The 16,287-nt window shown below is 43.7% G+C and carries 17 protein-coding genes; all 17 read left to right on the top strand.

From position 1 onward, the window contains the following. Positions 1-4: 4 nt before the first annotated feature. Complete coding sequence (rfbB, locus tag QFZ80_RS26155) at positions 5-1,018, top strand: dTDP-glucose 4,6-dehydratase (protein ID WP_307553132.1); 1,014 nt, start codon at positions 5-7, stop codon at positions 1,016-1,018. After that, positions 1,015-1,857, top strand: a complete 843-nt coding sequence (gene rfbD, locus QFZ80_RS26150; protein WP_307553133.1) for a dTDP-4-dehydrorhamnose reductase — start codon at positions 1,015-1,017, stop codon at positions 1,855-1,857. Before rfbB ends, rfbD begins: the two co-directional genes overlap by 4 nt. A 36-nt stretch (positions 1,858-1,893) precedes the next feature. Continuing rightward, positions 1,894-3,024: a CgeB family protein gene (locus QFZ80_RS26145; RefSeq protein WP_307561830.1), complete on the top strand. Its 1,131-nt coding sequence runs from the start codon at positions 1,894-1,896 to the stop codon at positions 3,022-3,024. A 112-nt stretch (positions 3,025-3,136) separates the two neighbouring features. Then, entirely contained in the window at positions 3,137-3,913 is a 777-nt protein-coding gene (locus QFZ80_RS26140) for a GT-D fold domain-containing protein (protein WP_307561828.1), read from the top strand. Then, positions 3,888-4,115, top strand: coding sequence for a GT-D fold domain-containing glycosyltransferase (locus QFZ80_RS26135; RefSeq protein ID WP_307561826.1), 228 nt, complete (start codon positions 3,888-3,890; stop codon positions 4,113-4,115). The genes QFZ80_RS26140 and QFZ80_RS26135 overlap by 26 nt, the downstream gene beginning before the upstream one ends. A gap of 26 nt (positions 4,116-4,141) precedes the next feature. Beyond that, positions 4,142-5,521, top strand: a complete 1,380-nt coding sequence (locus tag QFZ80_RS26130) for a glycosyltransferase family 2 protein (RefSeq protein ID WP_307553136.1) — start codon at positions 4,142-4,144, stop codon at positions 5,519-5,521. A 5-nt stretch (positions 5,522-5,526) separates the two neighbouring features. Further along, positions 5,527-5,772 (top strand): hypothetical protein, encoded by a 246-nt coding sequence (locus QFZ80_RS26125; RefSeq protein ID WP_307553137.1) that lies wholly within the window; start codon positions 5,527-5,529, stop codon positions 5,770-5,772. A gap of 32 nt (positions 5,773-5,804) precedes the next feature. Continuing rightward, complete coding sequence (locus QFZ80_RS26120) at positions 5,805-6,938, top strand: glycosyltransferase family protein (protein ID WP_307553138.1); 1,134 nt, start codon at positions 5,805-5,807, stop codon at positions 6,936-6,938. A 25-nt stretch (positions 6,939-6,963) separates the two neighbouring features. Beyond that, positions 6,964-8,097, top strand: a complete 1,134-nt coding sequence (locus tag QFZ80_RS26115; protein ID WP_307561824.1) for a DegT/DnrJ/EryC1/StrS family aminotransferase — start codon at positions 6,964-6,966, stop codon at positions 8,095-8,097. Between the two features lie 61 nt (positions 8,098-8,158). Next, positions 8,159-8,698 (top strand): GNAT family N-acetyltransferase, encoded by a 540-nt coding sequence (locus QFZ80_RS26110; RefSeq protein WP_307553140.1) that lies wholly within the window; start codon positions 8,159-8,161, stop codon positions 8,696-8,698. 168 nt (positions 8,699-8,866) lie between these two features. Next, a complete protein-coding gene (cysC, locus tag QFZ80_RS26105) occupies positions 8,867-9,466 on the top strand; it encodes an adenylyl-sulfate kinase (protein ID WP_307553141.1) in 600 nt (199 codons plus the stop codon). 17 nt (positions 9,467-9,483) lie between these two features. Beyond that, on the top strand, positions 9,484-10,662 hold the full coding sequence (locus tag QFZ80_RS26100; protein ID WP_307553142.1) for a glycosyltransferase family 2 protein: 1,179 nt from the start codon (positions 9,484-9,486) through the stop codon (positions 10,660-10,662). Between the two features lie 8 nt (positions 10,663-10,670). Next, on the top strand, positions 10,671-12,482 hold the full coding sequence (locus tag QFZ80_RS26095; RefSeq protein ID WP_307553143.1) for a glycosyltransferase family 4 protein: 1,812 nt from the start codon (positions 10,671-10,673) through the stop codon (positions 12,480-12,482). Next, the gene (gene wecB / locus QFZ80_RS26090) at positions 12,482-13,582 is read left to right on the top strand and encodes a non-hydrolyzing UDP-N-acetylglucosamine 2-epimerase (protein WP_307553144.1); all 1,101 of its coding nucleotides are present in this window, start codon (positions 12,482-12,484) and stop codon (positions 13,580-13,582) included. The genes QFZ80_RS26095 and wecB overlap by 1 nt, the downstream gene beginning before the upstream one ends. Next, positions 13,575-14,561 (top strand): polysaccharide biosynthesis protein, encoded by a 987-nt coding sequence (locus QFZ80_RS26085; RefSeq protein WP_307553145.1) that lies wholly within the window; start codon positions 13,575-13,577, stop codon positions 14,559-14,561. Before wecB ends, QFZ80_RS26085 begins: the two co-directional genes overlap by 8 nt. Then, positions 14,558-15,385 (top strand): SDR family oxidoreductase, encoded by an 828-nt coding sequence (locus QFZ80_RS26080; RefSeq protein ID WP_307561822.1) that lies wholly within the window; start codon positions 14,558-14,560, stop codon positions 15,383-15,385. The genes QFZ80_RS26085 and QFZ80_RS26080 overlap by 4 nt, the downstream gene beginning before the upstream one ends. Next, positions 15,382-16,281, top strand: a complete 900-nt coding sequence (locus tag QFZ80_RS26075) for an NAD-dependent epimerase/dehydratase family protein (protein ID WP_307561820.1) — start codon at positions 15,382-15,384, stop codon at positions 16,279-16,281. Before QFZ80_RS26080 ends, QFZ80_RS26075 begins: the two co-directional genes overlap by 4 nt. The last annotated feature ends 6 nt before the right edge of the window (positions 16,282-16,287 follow it).

Raw genomic sequence — 16,287 nt, 5'->3', positions numbered from 1 at the left:
CAGGATGAGACTACTCATAACCGGAGGTATGGGCTTCATTGGTAGTAATTTCATCTTATACATGATGAACAAATACCCTGAATACCAGGTATACAATTTGGATTTGCTCACTTATGCCGCACACAAGGACAATGTCTCTGAAGTGGAGCATCTGCCGAATTATCATTTTATTCAAGGGGACATCTGTAATGAATCGCTATTGTCCGTTATATTTGGCGAAGGTATTGATGCGGTCGTGCACTTTGCTGCAGAGTCCCATGTAGATCGGAGTATTGAAGATCCACTCCGTTTTGTAAGAACGAATATCCAGGGAACTCACACCTTGCTAGAAGCGGCTATACAGCATGATGTAAAGCGGTTTGTCCAAATTTCTACGGATGAAGTTTATGGGTCTCTCGGACAAATGGGGTACTTTACAGAAACTACATCATTAGCACCAAATAGCCCTTATTCGGCTAGTAAAGCAGGAGCAGATATGCTGGTACGTGCTTATTATCATACCTATAATTTCCCCGCTATGATTACCCGTTGCTCCAATAACTACGGTCCGAATCAATTCCCAGAGAAGCTTATTCCTCTTTCGATTTTAAAAGTCTTGAACGATCAAAGGGTTCCTCTTTATGGTGACGGCCTTAACGTTCGAGATTGGCTTTACGTCGAAGACCATTGTAATGCGATTGACCTGGTGCTTCATGGCGGAACACCCGGCGAAGTGTATAATGTGGGCGGTAATAATGAATATACGAACATCGATATCATTCGTCGTATCTTGGATGAATTAGGGAAAACGGAGAATCTCATCCATTACGTTAAGGATCGGCTCGGTCATGATAGGAGGTATGCAATTGACGCTGCAAAGATTAGGAATGAGCTTGGTTGGAAACCATCAACTCCATTCGAACAAGGCATCAAAAAGACCATACAATGGTATGTTAATCATGAACAGTGGTTAAGGGAAATAGCTGAAGGCTCTCATCGCGGTTATGGATTGGACCCTATTAGGGGTGATCATTGTTGAAAATACTAATTACGGGCGCTGTCGGCCAACTGGGTTCGACCTTGGTGTCATTCTTAACTGCTGCGCATGAAGTAGTGCCTCTTTCAAGAGCTGAGCTTGACATCACTATCCCTAATAAAGTAAAGGAAACGATCCTTATACATCGGCCGGATGTAATCATCCATACAGCTGCTTATACAGATGTGGATTTGTCAGAGAAGCATGCTGATACAGCATTTCAGATTAATGCATTCGGAACGCGGAATATAGCTGAAGCTGCAGAATTAGTGGGTGCCAAACTGGTACACATTAGCAGCGATTATGTATTTGATGGCATGAAAAAGGAACCCTACATCGAATCGGATTGTCCTTCACCCATAAATATATATGGCTCTACCAAACTGCTCGGCGAAAAATTTGTAGAGTTGTACTGTAGCAAACATTTCATCGTTCGAACGGCATGGTTGTACGGTATGGGTCAGCGAAGTTTCGTCAACACCATTTGTAAGCTGGCTCGAAGTCAAAATGAAATATCTGTCGTAACGGATTGCTACGGCTCTCCTACTTATGTTGTGGATCTCGCAGCATTTATTACGGAGCTGCTAAGTAAGGAAAGCTATGGGATTTATCACGTAGTTAACGAGGGAGTTTGTTCGCGCTTTGAGCTTGCTCAAGCTATTGTACAGGAAATGGGCTTTGACCATGTGCAAGTGCTGCCCATTCTTTCCCATCAATTTGAGCAATCTGCTCTTAGACCTGCTAATTCTGCTTTGGATTGTGCAGCGATTCGCATGAATGGGCTCACTCCATTAAGGGATTGGCGTTCTGCGTTACAAGCTTTTAAAAGGAATGGTGCATAGAGCACCAAGAATTGGTAACGGAAGCAGGTGTGGATCATGAGCGTCAAAACCGTTCGCAAGAGCGGTAAGCCCGTTGTTACATGGCATAAAGGATTCGAGGCTGGCAGCAGAGATGGAAGTGTAGCGGGCTGGAACGAGGGATACCGAATAGGCAGATCAAACGGTATTTATACTCAATTGGGTGAGAGGCTCTTTCCAATTCGTCCCTATAAAGTACTCTATGTCACTGCAGGCATTGGCGACCCTTATCCAGCACTTGATCAAGCTATCATAGAAGGATTGAGAAGTGTTGTATCTGAGGTAGTGTCTGTGAGTCCGGCTGAATCTGTTGTAGCTGCAGCGACACTATATATGCCAGACATTGTTCTAGTGTTAAACGGTGTTATATTACCGCTTGAACAGGTAGATGAGCTTAGACAACGTGGGTTCCGCACGGCAGTTTGGTTTACAGACGATCCATACTATACAGATTGGACGATTGGTATTGCTCCTCATTATGATTACGTGTTTACACTGGAATTAAACTGTGTGAGCTTGTATCAGTCGATTGGTTGTACAAACGTCTATTACTTTCCTTTTGCAGTAAATACGAAAGCCTTCTATCCGTGTGCAACTCAGCTTAGCTTTCAAACGGATATTTGTTTTATTGGTACGGCTTTTTGGAACCGTGTCTGGTATGTCGATCAAATTGCCCATTATTTAAAGGGTAAAAGAACGCTCCTTTCTGGTTGGTGGTGGGACCGATTACAGCAATACCAACTGCTTTCTTCTTCCATCCGACTTGGAAACTGGATGACCCCTGAGGATACATCTCGTTATTACAATGGTGCCAAAATTGTTATTAATCTTCATAGACCGGTGGATGATGAGACAAATAATAACAGTATGCTTCTACAGGCTTGTTCCGTAAATCCTCGTACCTTTGAAATTAATGGCTGCTCCACCCTACAGCTAGTGGACCTACGATCTGAGGTATCACAAATGTATGTTCCTAATCAGGAGATTGTTACCTATTCCTCACCAGAGGAACTGGTCTATCAACTCGACTACTATTTGACTCATGAAGAAGAACGAAGAGAGATTGCGTTTAAGGCATATAACCGAACATTGCGACAGCATACTTATGCGCATCGCCTGGATCAAATGATGTCTATTCTATTTGAATAGGTGGAATAGAAGGTATAGCTAGGAAATAGACACTTGTAACCGTTTCTTTCAATTCATATAAGAATACAATAACGAAGGGGTTCGTCAACGTATGTAAAGCAGGAGGTGTACGATGCAGCTTCAAATGAAAAAGCCGAAGCTTTCTAAAAAAAACCTTGGTAAAGCTCGGCGAAGCGCTCGGCGAAGAGCGAGATCGGTTCACAAATCCGTCGAATCCAATCACCAGACAAATTATAACGTTGGCTACAACATTGGTTACAATGAAGGTTACAATAGCGGGTATGATACGGCCTTTGATAAAGGAGTGTTTCAAGGCGGTGATGCTATTGTAGATCAATTGCTGCCCGTAAATGTCATTCTGCCTAGCATTTCAGTTGATTCTATTATTGCAGCGGGACTTGAACATTTTCACCAGCAAATGGTTCCTGTTCTTCCGACTGTGGATATTTATGAGCTGATCCGTAATGCCTTGGAGTTTCGCAAACCCCTTTCTATTATTCGTCTAGGTGACGGTGAACTGCTCACCATGGCACAAGGGATACAAAGTTCAGATCAACTTCATAAAGATGGTACTTTTTTAAATTACGCAGGAGTTGATTTGCCAGATTATGCTGCTAAAGATATGCTGCTTCAATCTGTGATGCAGTCATCCATTGTGGGAATTCCGAGATCGAGATTTCGAACGTTCCTTCCATTAGCTATATCTATTTTTGAAAATTACGGTATCCCTTACCGTAGTATGGCTTTGACACTTTCTACAATTAATTATTCCTTATATGTAGAAGGTTTTCTTATGGATTTGTTGACCGGACAGCGTGTTCTGCTTGTAGGGGAATACAACGGAGGGATTGAAAGAGAAGCTCATGGCAAAAGGCATCCACATTGTTGATGCGATCTTCCCAGTCCAAGGAATTCATGATGTGCATCGAGTTATGAATGAAATTTATGCTCGAGATTTTGATTTGGCACTAGTTTCTGCAGGCATTCCAGCAGTTGTTATTGTACAGCGTATCGCAACAGAGCTTGGAAAAGTTGCCATCGATTTCGGGCATCTGTCAGATAAAATCAGTAATGGCGAAGCACCTTTGTAAGTAAGGAAAGAAGGGGAAGAAGAGCCATGAAAGCAAGTTATATTAAAAAAAACAAGATTCAGTCAAAGCTGAAGCCTGTTCATTCTTCCTTTCGCCAAGGATTTAAAGATGGGTGCCGGGTGGGCTTCGATAAAGGATACGAAGATGGTTTCAACAGTGGAAACCGCGAAGGGACAGAAGGTAAACGTCCACTGTTTGAAGGGACCAGTATCATTATTCCAACATATAACCAAAAAGCGTTCCTTATTGAATGTATAGAAAGTATTCGTGCTTATACGCCAGAGCCCTACGAGCTGATTATTATTGATAATGGGTCGACCGACGGGACATTGGACTATTTAATATCGGATACAACCGGAATTCGATTTCGTTTCTTCGATCATAATCTAGGCTTTGCAGGTGCTGTCAATCAAGGGCTTTTGATGGCAAGAGGTACTTCATTAGTACTTTTGAATAATGACACAGTGGTAACGCCCTATTGGTTGAATAACTTATTGGCCTGTGTTGGGCAAGATGCAACCATAGGTTTAGCAGGCCCTGTAAGTAATTATATTAGTGGAGAGCAACTTATTCCTACAAACTATAGTACTGTCGAGGAGATGCAACAATTCGCTCTTAGTTACAATCGCTCTGACTCATCTCGCTGGAAATCAATATCCCGAATCACTGCTTTTTGCTTGATCATGCGTCGAGATGTATTTGAACGAATCGGATATTTTGATGAAGGATTCGAAATCGGTAATTGTGAAGATGACGATTACGGATTACGGGCGGAGCTTCTTGGACTACAACTTGTTGTAGCTGGAGATACGTTCGTCCATCATTATGGCAGCATGACAATGAAGAGCCTAAAAGAACAGTTTGCACCTGTCTATGAGAAAAACCAGATTTATTATTTTGATAAATGGGGAGATCCATCCCGCGCTCTCATGGAAGCAAGGCAAAATGACGAGGACGCAGCAGCTGGGATGTGTCGGTTCTATGCAAACTGTGTAATTGTAAAAGGGGAAGATCCTACAGCATATTGGGTTGAATACGGTGTGCGGTATCCGATTAACAGCCCCATTCAGGTACCCATTACACAGGTATCACAGCTCGATTTGAAATGCTGGCATATGGGTCCGCCTCTTTCTGCTGCTGATGTGTTATTGAAACTCGCCAGTCTAAATGATCCAACTATTACTGAGATAAACTTAAGGGATAATATTATCGTGACAACTCCCGATGGTGGTCATTATCAGCTTCAAGAGGGTAAACTGCGATCGATTCTTTCTCCTGCTGCTCATCGAACATGGCATTTGGATCAACGATGGACTGTCCCCATTAGTTATGAAATTGCCAGTATGTATGTAACAGGAAATCCGATCATTCCTTGTCCTACTATTCGGACGCTTTTTAGGAGGTGAATTGAATGATCCGTAAGAGGAGCTTGTTAGCGACTAGAAGAAAACGGACCCTTAAAGTTAAGAAACGAAATATAAAAACAAACATCAAAGCAAGAAGATCAGTCGTTAAGAAAATGAAAAAAAGAAAGGTATACAGACCACTGTATAACAAAGGGTATAACAAAGGTTTCGACCAAGCATATAACGAAGGCTTCAATGTTGGATATGCACAAGGCGTAGAGCAAGCAGGGCAAATCAACATTTCGGAATAGCTGCAATAGGAGGTCAAGTAGAGGGGGTTATCATGAACACCAAAAATCGAGCCCAATCGTATTCTTATCTTGGTGGACGAAGAAAAGGGAAAAGGGAAGGCTATGAACAAGGCTATCAGAATGGCGTTCAACTTGGTCTGCAACATACCCTTTGGCCTATTGCTCTTATAATAGCACAAGTAAAATCTTTTCCATCACTAGAGATCATATTACTACAGCCTTTTAGATTGATGAAGAAATTGGGAATATATAATTATCGGCTGGTTACAGAGGATTTTGTAACCAGAGAAGACATAGCTTCTGCTCAAATTGTTATTTTTATTCGAAATGTAGAACCCCTTGCCTACAAATGGCTAGAAGCCGCACACGAAATGGGGAAACAGACTGTTTATGTCATTGACGATAATTTTCTGCATATTCCCTCTGCAGGCACATTGACCAATTATTACCAGGACCCGGATCGGCGAGAGACCTTTATTCGTTTTTTAACCTTTTCAAAAGTAGTGCAAGTCATTTCCCCCTATTTTGCGGATTATATTCGACTTCATTTCAATCCGAATGTGGTGTGCTTTCCAGCTAGTGTAGATTTTGAGTTGCTAGATGCAGCCGGGCCTAAACCTGTGCGAAATGACGGTAACATTGTATTTGGCTATGAGGGGACAGCCAAGGACGAAGATTTCAAGCCAGTCGTACCCGCTATTATTAAAATCTTGCAAGAGTATGGGCCTCGAATAAGAGTGGAATTCCTGGGATTTATCCCTCCAGGATTACAAGGGCTTCCAGGCGTCTCATTTCTTTCCACTGACTACGAGTATCGTCAATTTATGCAGACTCTGTACCGAACATCCTGGGATTTTGGTTTGGCTCCTTTAACAGATTCCTTATTTAATTTATGCAAAACAAATAACAAATTTCGTGAGTATTCAGGCTGTTTAATTCCTGGGATATATACGCATGCACCAGCTTACTCCGATTGTATAGTCCAAGAAGAGACCGGTTACCTAGTGCCGCAGACAACAGAGGGTTGGTACTTAGGTATGAAACGAATGATCGAAGATGCGGTAATGCGCAATAAAATTAAAGAGCAGGCAGGAGCTTACAGCAGACAGCACTTTTCTCTGGAACAATCTGTTGTAAATTGGCGGAATCATATATTGCATGTGTAGAGCATACCGAAAGGAGAAATGATTCTTGAACAGCAAGCACATCCCTGTGTTACAACCAAGTATTGGGCAAGAAGAAATCGATGCTGTAGTGGAAGTGATGCGATCCGGATGGCTCGGACTCGGTCCCAAAACAGAACAATTTGAACAAGAATTTGCAAAATATGCGGGAAGTCGCTTCATGGTTGCTCTCAATTCTGGAACCGCAGCGCTGCATCTTGCTCTTGAGGTACTGAATATTGGTCCTGGCGATGAGGTCATTGTTCCGCCGATTACGTTTATATCTACAGTTCATGCAGTTAGCTATGTAGGAGCGACACCTGTATTTGCTGATGTGGAGACAGATACAATGAACATATCCGTTCAAGATATTGAACGAAAAATTACGAATAAAACAAAGGCCATTATCGTTGTCCATCTTGCCGGTCATCCTTGTGATATGGATGCGATTCAAGCATTGGCAGACTCCAAAGGCATTAAAGTTATTGAAGATGCAGCGCATGCTTGTGGCGCTGAATACAAGGGGAACAAGATCGGTTCTTCAGACAATCTAACCTGCTTCAGCTATCATGCTGTCAAAAATTTGACCTGTGGTGAAGGTGGCGGCATTACAACCAATCAGGAATGGATTACGCGCAAATTGAAAGAGAAGCGTTGGGTTGGTATTTCCAAGGATACATGGATGCGTTCTTCCTCTGAAAGGGTGTATGCTTGGCAATATTTCGTGGATCAAGTTGGATATAAGTACCATATGAGCGATATGCAAGCTGCAATTGGTATTGTACAGCTAAAAAGACTGGATCAATTAAATGGCCGTCGTCGAGAAGTAGTCGAACATTATCAGGAGCATTTCAAGGATTTGTCGTGGGTGGAATTGCCAAAGGAAAAGGATTATGCCCGCAGTTCTTGGCATTTGTTCCAAGTAAAGCTTCAAACAGAGGATGCTAGAGATCGACTTATTGGCCATATGAAGGATCTCAACATAGCACCCGGTGTGCATTACTATCCTTGTCACCTGCACCCATGCTATATCCACCTAAAAGCAGAGGTTCCTGTATCGAATGAAATATGGAAAAGAATCATTACACTTCCAATTCATCCCAATCTGACAGATGAGGATTTGGAACGGGTTGTGGACTGTGTAAGAAGCTTTCAACCATAGGAAGCTTCTGCTTACGAAGAAAGTTTTCCTAAAGGAAAACTCTTAGGAGGTGACCATCCCAATGCTTGAAGGACAAAGGATCTCCTTACGCTGTTTAGAAGTAGAGGATCTTCCGCTCATTGCAGCTTGGAGAAATCAATCCGAAATTCGACGATCCTTCTTCAATAAAGCTTTGCTTGCTGCATCCGGCCAGAAAAAGTGGTTTGAGCGAATAATAGAAGATCGTTCTAAACAATTTTTTGTTTGTGTATCTAAAGATTCCAATCTTCCCTTCGGTATGATTAGTTTGGTGGATATCGATCTTGCCAACCAAAAAGCAGAGATCGGAACGACGATAGTAGGGGACCAATCTATGTGGGGGAAGGGAATTGCTTCGGAAATGATAGGTCTTCTTCTAGAGTATGCATTTGTTGACTTGGGACTGAATCGAGTGTATGCCTACGCAATCGACTATAACAAAGGATCTATTCGTGTGAAAGAGAAAGGCGGATTTCAAATGGAGGGAGTCTTACGACAGCATCATTATTCGAATGGCTCTTTCCATGATGTGATGATTATGGGGATTACCCGACAGGAATGGTTAACAAAAAAGGTCACTTAGTGGCCTTTTTCAACATATGTGCGCTTGACCACGATCGTCACAATAATAAGGGATGCAAAAATGGAGTAGGTTTTAAACCATATTTGTCCCACTCGGATATATGGTCCGTTTCCACACTCTCGCTGTTTGCATACAAATAAAAGTATATCCAAACAAAGGAAGATGATTATGACCTCTAACCCAAATGTAGTTTACCAGCCGACCCATTTCAAGATGGGGGATCGTCATTCGCTGAACGGACACAAAAGCTGTGTGCTTTGGTTCACCGGGCTTTCCGGCTCGGGTAAATCGACGCTGGCGGTTGAGGTAGAGAAGGAACTGTTCAGGCTCAGACTTCATTCTTATATATTGGATGGTGACAACATCCGTATGGGTCTGAACCGAGACTTGGGATTTGGGCCGAGCGATCGCACGGAAAATATAAGGCGCATCGGTGAAGTATCGAAATTATTCGTTGACGCTGGAGTCATTGTTTTATCTGCGTTCATCTCCCCTTATCAAGCAGACCGTGATCTGGTGCGTGCTTTGTTCCAGCCCGGTGAATTTATCGAGATATATGTTGACTGTCCGATTGTAGAATGTGAAAGAAGAGATCCGAAAGGTCTTTATCGCAAAGCGAGACAAGGAGAAATTACAAACTTTACAGGAGTATCCGCCCCATATGAAATTCCATCTCAACCGGAAATTACACTCCGGACAGACCACCAAACAGTAAGTGAATGCGTCGAAGCGGTTATAACCTATCTTATTCATAATAAAATATTTTAAGTGAAGGCGGTATGAACATGAGTGCTTTGATTTCCGTCTTTTTGCCAACATTTTCTCGCCTGTATGACGGGCACTTGGAAAGAGCGATACAAAGCGTGCTGAAGCAGACCTACCGTAATTTCGAGCTGTTGATTATCGATGATGCCTCAGTAGACGGCAGCAAGGAGCTTATTGAAAGCTACGCGAAACAAGACGCACGGATTAAACACATCCGTTTGAAGCGGAATATAGGGCTGCCCGCCTACAGCATCGGGCAAGCTTATCAGCAATCCAAGGGGCAATTATTAGCGTTTGCTTATGATGACGCTATTCTTACTCCAGACCATTTCGCCGTATTGGTACACAAGCTCCAATGGAATCCGCAACTGGGTATGGCTTATGGGCAGGCTCATATATGTTGGCCGGACGGATCAAAAACGAAGATCGGTTCCCCTTATAACGCAGCGGCCATGACCCAAATGAATAACCATATTCCAAATCTTTCGGTCATGGTTAGACGAGGCGTTATTGAGAAGGTAGGTCTGTATGATCCCCACGTTATTTTGAGCCGATTTTACGATTGGGACTTGTGGGTTCGGATCGCGAAGCATTACCCCATTGGCTTTGTTGAGAAGGTAATCGGCGAAGAGCACGGTACCCGACTGCCAGACTCCATCGGGCATACATTCACGCTGCTATCTAACCTGATCCACAAATATGCCCAAATTGAGCGTAGTCACGTGTTGCAACCCGCAGTGTTTGTCAACTATGACCCTTATTCCATGAAATTTGAGGAGCAGCTCGCAATAACAGAGAAACTGCAGTTTCGCTATTTGTTAATGGAGCATTATATCAAAACGCATAACATACCCCGTATTTTGCAGTTGATGGCCGAATGGCCACAGCGAAGTATTGATGGCGTAACCATGCCGCAATGGAAAAAAATTCTAGCAAAGAATGAGGGTTTGAGCGACATAAAACAGCTGCAGCTACTTCATGGCGTTTTGGGTTATGCGGGAAAAGAATCATCCTTGGCGAAGGCAGAACTCGCCAAGCTTCGTGATCTGGTAAGCAGTAAGCAGAAGTACATCGACGAGCAGCAGAAGTTTATCGATCAAAGGGAAATTTACATTCAGCAGCAGTTAATTCGTATTCAAGAATTAGAAATTTATATCCAGGAGCAAGCTCGATATATTCAGATGTTGTTGAAAAGGTGAGGTCATTCATGCAAATGAACACTGTGATGTTATTCTCCCACGTATGCTGCTTGACTTATATAACTGGAGCTGAAAAGTATTTGCTGCAGCTGAGCAGGGAGTTCGGGCGATATTTCCGATGTATCCTCGTTGTGCCGAACGAAGGAGTCCTGGCTAAGAAAGCTCGGGCATCAGGGATTTCCGTTATTGTTCAAGAATTCCAGAGAACTGCTTCCCTCTGGAGGCCTCATGCCGGAATATTAGATGAAATGCAGCAGCTTATTCAGAGCGGTCTTCCTGTACTAGTCAATCTGCTACACGTTCACAACCCTCAGCTGGTCGTCACGAATACGAGCGTCAATCCACTCCCTGCTATAGCCGCTAAGAAGCTTGGTATTCCTACAACTTGGGTCATAACGGAGGTTATTGGACAAAATCCGTATACCCATCATTCCATTCAAGTCATTGAACGTAATTCGGATTGGATTGTTGGCATTTCCGAAGCCGTTCTGGCTCCTTTTGGCGGAAGAGCTGATGGCTCTAAACGATTCCTACTGAAGCCGACCTGGCTGCCGGAGGAGCTTCAACCAGGGACCTGGCTGCATTGGCGGGAGCAGAGACGAGTACTGCTGGGAATTCGACCACATCAGAAGCTAATTGGATATATCTCCTCAGATATCGTACCTCATAAAGGATTGGAGCATTTTGTGCAGATGGGCTTGAAACTCTGCAAGCAAATGAACGATGTACATTTTCTGATTACCGGTAACCAGACTTATACGGACTATTTCTCCCGCTGTATGCTACAGATTCGGCAATCGGCTTTCTCGGATCGGTTTCACATAAGTGGTTTTGAAGGCAATATTTATACATTGTATCCGGCTCTCGATGTGCTGGTCGTACCAAGTCTTATCGCTGAAGGGTTCGGCTTGACAGCGATGGAAGGCCTCATATTCGGTAAGCCGATTGTTGCCTATCGATCCGGTGGCCTATCCGAAATCTTAACAGAAGTCGGTGAAGAAGCGCTACTCGCTGCACCGGGGGATATCGATGATTTGACTGCAAAGACGAAAGTGGCCCTCCTGCAGGAAGCAAATGGAAAGACAGAGGAAAGGCGCCGTTCGAAGGCGAGTTTGCATTTTGGAATGGAACGTTATCGTAGTAAACTTCTTCCGTTAATCGAGAAAATAGAGGAAAAGGTGGTGGCTGTAATACGACAGCATGAGGCCGTCAACAATAAAATTCCTGACGGGATGTTGGTCAAGGGAAGTTCTCCGGCGGTATTCTTGCTAGAAGACGGAATGAAACGTCCGTTTATGAACGGGGAATCCTTCTACTTTTATCGCTTCAAGTGGGAACAAGTGCTGGTGCTGGAGGATATGATTCTGAACTTGTATCCGACCGGAAGGGGAATTAACCAAGTGGGTCATTTCATCCCTAATGCTCCCAGCCATCTGCTTGTCAAGGGAACGTCATCCGGGATTTATATGTGGAACGCGCAGAAGCTGCGTTCAATTGCAACTCACTCCATATTCGATAGGTTAAAATTTAATATCAATGACGTCGTTTCGATTCCCGATACGCTAATCCATGCACTCCCTAAAGGAGAACCTATTGACGACCAAACGCTGGCAAGAGGGGAAGTCGTTCATGGGCGAGTGTACCGCACACCAAACAGAGACCTCTACTATGGGGAAAAAGGTCAACTGCGCAAAATCGAGAGCACTTATATATTTCAATACATGAAATGGAACTCGGAGAAGGTTGTCCATATCAACCCCCGAGAATTTGCAGCATGCCTGCTTGGAAAACCGATTTTGTATGAAGGAGGAATCAAATAATGAAAATTGCAACGGTTCTTGGAACAAGACCTGAAATTATTAGACTCAGCTTAATTATCAAAAAGCTCGATCAGTATGCTTCAAAGCATATCTTGATTCATACTAGACAAAACTTCACTCATTCGCTTAGCGATGTCTTTTTCCAAGAGCTCGGGCTCCGAACTCCGGATTACTTGCTTGACCCCAAGCAGCATTCCTTAGGTGGACAGTTGTCCGTCATGTTCGAGAAGTTAGAGGAAATATTCTTAAAGGAGCTGCCGGACCGGGTCCTTGTCTTGGGTGATACGAACAGTGCTTTAAGTGCAATCCTATCAGAACGAATGGGCATTCCCGTCATTCATATGGAAGCAGGGAACCGATGTTTCGATTGGTCGGTACCCGAGGAGAAAAACCGTAAAATTATCGATGCAGTGTCCAGTATCAATATGCCTTATACCGAGCAGAGCAAAGCCAACTTACTTCGTGAAGGTATTGCTGTAAACCGCATTATGGTTAGCGGAAATCCGATTTATGAAGTTTTGAACCATTACGAAGATCGGATTTTTGGGAGCGGCATCTTAGAGCAATTAAAGCTGATCCCCAAACAATTTTTACTTGTTACCGTGCATCGGGCAGAGAATGTGGATAATCCCGTTCACTTAGAGGAGATATTGAAAGGCATTAACCTTGTAACGGAGTCGCTTCAACACAGGGTCATTTGTAGCCTCCACCCCAGAACAAAGTCTCGTTTGGGTACGGATTCACCGTTACTTCTCAATATGCATCCAATGGTCGAGTTTTATGAGCCGTTTGGCTTTTTTGATTTCGTTCATTTGGAAAAAAATGCCTTATGTGTTTTGACGGACAGCGGTACAGTTCAGGAAGAATGTTGTCTGTTTCATGTACCGACTGTAACGATTCGCAATACCACGGAGAGACCGGAAACGATAGACTGCGGCAGCAATGTTGTCTCGGGCTTGAATGCCGAACAAATTGTTCGCGCCACTCAAATTATGACCAAGCAGCCCACCGATTGGGAAATTCCGAAAGGATATACCGATCCAGATGTGTCTTCTAAAGTAATTAAGTATTTATTAGGAGGTAGAAAGATCATTGTATAATAATAAAACAATTTTCATAACGGGCGGAACTGGATCTTGGGGGTATGAACTCGTTGTACAATTGCTGCTGCAATCGCCGAAAAAAATTATCATATATTCGAGAAATGAGTCTCGACAGGTCGCTATGCAGCGGATTTTCAATGATCCAAGGCTTACGTTTTGCATTGGCGATATTCGAGACAAGGATGCTTTGATAAAGGCCTGTAAAGGCGCCGATTATATATTTCACTTGGCAGCACTCAAGCATGTACCCGTATGCGAAGATCAACCCAACGAAGCTTTGAAAACGAACATTTTAGGAACCCAGATTGTTATTGAAGCGGCGATCGAAAACCAAGTGAAGAAAGTAATTAACGTTTCCACAGATAAAGCAGTAACACCTTCGAACTTTTATGGCATGACGAAAGAGATCGGAGAAAAGCTAATGATATACGCCAACTTGCTCAGCCCGCACACACGATTCATTTGCGTTAGAGGAGGCAATATCCTAGGGTCAAACGGAAGTGTGATTCAAATTTTTAAAGACCAAATCAACAAGGGGGGACCTGTGGGCATCACACATAAAGAAATGACGCGTTTCTTTATTACACTTGAGGAAGCAATAGAGCAGCTGCTAGAGGCTTCAGAGAAAGGCCAAGGTGGGGAAATATTCGCAATGTTGATGACCTCATGCCGCATAGTGGAATTGGCACAAGTCATCATGGAGTTTTATGGGAAGTCTAATGTGGACATTCAGGAGATCGGCATTCGACCCGGGGAGAAGCTTCATGAATCGATGCTTTCCGAATACGAGAGGCAGACGGCTGTTCATTATAACGAGCGATTTCTTGTTATCCTTCCGGCTAAAGATGTTTTGAAAGTGAAGCAGGCATACGTTTCGTATGAACCGGTTTCTACTAACGTTTATTGTTCCAGCCAAAATTTGATGTCGAAAACGGATATTGAACGTCTCTTGATGAAAGGTGGGCTATTACCATGAGGCTTTTGATTATCGGGGGGAACGGTATGGCAGGTCACATGCTAAATCAATACTTTAAGAGACGCACTTCTCATTCGGTGTTCTACACGACACGGGAGGCGGAAGACCCCCAGGGTATTGTTTTGGATGTAAGAGATCAAGCCGGGTTGGAAAGCATCATAGATACTGTTCAACCGGATGCTGTCATCAACTGCGTCGCTTTGCTCAATGACAATGCCAGCTGCAACGAGCTCGATTCGTTTAAAATCAACAGTATGCTTCCGCACCAGCTTCGAACGATCTTGGAACGGAGGGGAAGTAAGTTGATTCACATCAGTACAGATTGTGTATTTTCAGGAAAACGGGGCGATTATATAGAGACGGATTTACCGGATTGGACATCGGTTTATGCGAAAACGAAAATATTGGGTGAGGTCATTAGTGATAAGCATTTGACGATACGAACTTCGATTGTTGGACCGGAAATCCGCAGTCATGGCATTGGTTTACTGCATTGGTTCATGCAACAGCGAGGAGCAGTGAGTGGCTATACGCAAGTGTTGTGGAACGGTGTAACGACTTTGCAATTGGCAAAAGCTGTCGATGATATGCTGCGGGATGGCGTTACGGGTTTAATCCATTTAGCATCACATGGGAAAATAAGTAAGCGTGATCTGCTTCTTTTGTTTCAGGAAATATTCGAGAAAAACGATGTGACAGTAGTCCCGGATGATACACCGATACAGGATCGAACATTGAAATCTGTTAGAACGGATTATCGTTACCAAGTGCCCGACTACCGTGAAATGCTGTTAGAATTGCGTAGTTGGATGCGATTGAATTGAAAAATGCAAACATTCTGATTACCGGTGCAAACGGGTTTACTGGCCGCCATGCATGTCGCCATTTTCACGGTAAAGGAATGCGTATCACGGCATTGGCCCGAAACGTAGTTGACAGCGGTGCACCACATGTGGAGTGGAAGAAATGTGACCTTACCGACAAGGATCAGGTATATGCAGTGGTGCGTGAAACGATGCCCGACTATGTCCTACATTTGGCAGGGCGAAATTCTGTTCCGGAATCGTGGCTTGACCCGGTTTCTTATATGGAAGCAAATTTTGTCTCTACCTTATATTTGTTGGATGCACTTAGGGAGATAAAGCGAGATTGCCCGATTCTTGTCGTTGGGTCAGCTCTTGGATCCAGCTTGAGCACTAATTCAAGCGCACTACATCCTTATGCACTCAGCAAATGGTTTCAAGTGATAGCCTCGCAGGAATGGGGGCGATTTTACAAGCAGCGGATTCTCATTGCACAACCTTCCAACTTAATTGGACCAGGACATTCGAACGGTATTTGCGGTCTTCTGGCCAAGGCCGTCACCGACTTAGAGCGAGGAAAGGATGTGCCACCGTTTTCATTCACGTCGCTGCTGGAGCAGCGGGACTTTCTCGATGTCAGAGATGCAGTTAACGCGTATGAGAGCATACTGTTTCACGGGGTTAGCGGTGAAATCTATCAGCTTGGTTCAGGTAGTGTTCGCACCTTGGCTGCAGCACTTGCCTGTTTTCAGGCAATGACTACGATTAAGCTGCAAATTCAAGTGAAACATAGACCGCTTCCGTTCGTGCCGGAGCCGGTCGATAATGGGAAAATGTCGGCATTTGATTGGAAGCCGATGATTCCATTCGAAAGGTCGCTGCAGGATATGTTAACGTTTTTCAGAGAACAACAGTAGCAAAAA

This window comes from Paenibacillus sp. V4I7, from assembly GCF_030817275.1.
Taxonomy (GTDB): Bacteria; Bacillota; Bacilli; order Paenibacillales; family NBRC-103111; genus Paenibacillus_E.
Note: the sequence above shows the minus strand (reverse complement) of the source record. Positions and strands in the feature narration are given on the sequence as shown.

Coding starts and splice junctions, on each gene's coding strand:
- rfbB (WP_307553132.1), top strand. CDS start 5: ATGAGACTACTCATAACCGGAGGTATGGGCTTCATTGGTAGTAATTTC.
- QFZ80_RS26145 (WP_307561830.1), top strand. CDS start 1,894: ATGAGCGTCAAAACCGTTCGCAAGAGCGGTAAGCCCGTTGTTACATGG.
- QFZ80_RS26140 (WP_307561828.1), top strand. CDS start 3,137: ATGCAGCTTCAAATGAAAAAGCCGAAGCTTTCTAAAAAAAACCTTGGT.
- QFZ80_RS26135 (WP_307561826.1), top strand. CDS start 3,888: ATGGCAAAAGGCATCCACATTGTTGATGCGATCTTCCCAGTCCAAGGA.
- QFZ80_RS26130 (WP_307553136.1), top strand. CDS start 4,142: ATGAAAGCAAGTTATATTAAAAAAAACAAGATTCAGTCAAAGCTGAAG.
- QFZ80_RS26125 (WP_307553137.1), top strand. CDS start 5,527: ATGATCCGTAAGAGGAGCTTGTTAGCGACTAGAAGAAAACGGACCCTT.
- QFZ80_RS26120 (WP_307553138.1), top strand. CDS start 5,805: ATGAACACCAAAAATCGAGCCCAATCGTATTCTTATCTTGGTGGACGA.
- QFZ80_RS26110 (WP_307553140.1), top strand. CDS start 8,159: ATGCTTGAAGGACAAAGGATCTCCTTACGCTGTTTAGAAGTAGAGGAT.
- cysC (WP_307553141.1), top strand. CDS start 8,867: ATGACCTCTAACCCAAATGTAGTTTACCAGCCGACCCATTTCAAGATG.
- QFZ80_RS26100 (WP_307553142.1), top strand. CDS start 9,484: ATGAGTGCTTTGATTTCCGTCTTTTTGCCAACATTTTCTCGCCTGTAT.
- QFZ80_RS26095 (WP_307553143.1), top strand. CDS start 10,671: ATGCAAATGAACACTGTGATGTTATTCTCCCACGTATGCTGCTTGACT.
- wecB (WP_307553144.1), top strand. CDS start 12,482: ATGAAAATTGCAACGGTTCTTGGAACAAGACCTGAAATTATTAGACTC.
- QFZ80_RS26080 (WP_307561822.1), top strand. CDS start 14,558: ATGAGGCTTTTGATTATCGGGGGGAACGGTATGGCAGGTCACATGCTA.